This window comes from Micromonospora sp. C31 (assembly GCF_018070575.1).
In the GTDB taxonomy this organism is placed as follows: Bacteria; Actinomycetota; Actinomycetes; order Mycobacteriales; family Micromonosporaceae; genus Micromonospora.
This window is the reverse complement of record NZ_JAGPXN010000081.1, coordinates 1-381: the sequence shown is the minus strand read 5'-3', so window position 1 is coordinate 381 and position 381 is coordinate 1. Positions and strand designations below refer to the sequence as shown.

Annotated in this window: 1 protein-coding gene; it reads right to left on the bottom strand. The window is 69.3% G+C overall.

Features of this window, described 5'->3' with window-relative positions; translation table 11 throughout:
* On the bottom strand, positions 1 to 381 hold a 381-nt coding region (locus tag KBX06_RS27540; RefSeq protein ID WP_247686789.1), incomplete at both ends, for a transposase.

Below are 381 nucleotides of genomic sequence, written 5' to 3'. Positions count from 1 at the left end.
TCGACCCACGCCTTGGTCACCGTCGGCGTGTGCGCGAGGACGTTGTCCAGCAGGCGCACGCCGATCGCGTTGTCGGTGACCGACGCCGCGGTGACCACCACCGCGATGATCAACCCCAGGGCGTCCACCGCCAGGCCCCGCTTACGGCCCGGGACCTTCTTCGCGGCGTCCTTGCCGGTCGTCGCCGCCGGAACGTGGTTGGCCGCCCGGATCGACTGGGTGTCCAACACCACCGCGGTCGGATCCTCCCGGCAGCCGGCCCGCTCCCGCGCCTGACAGCGCAGCAGATCATGAATCACCTGGTCAGTGCCGTCATCACGCCACAGAGCGAAGTAGTAGTACGTCGCGGACTTCGGGGGCAGGTCGTGTGGCAGGTACGCC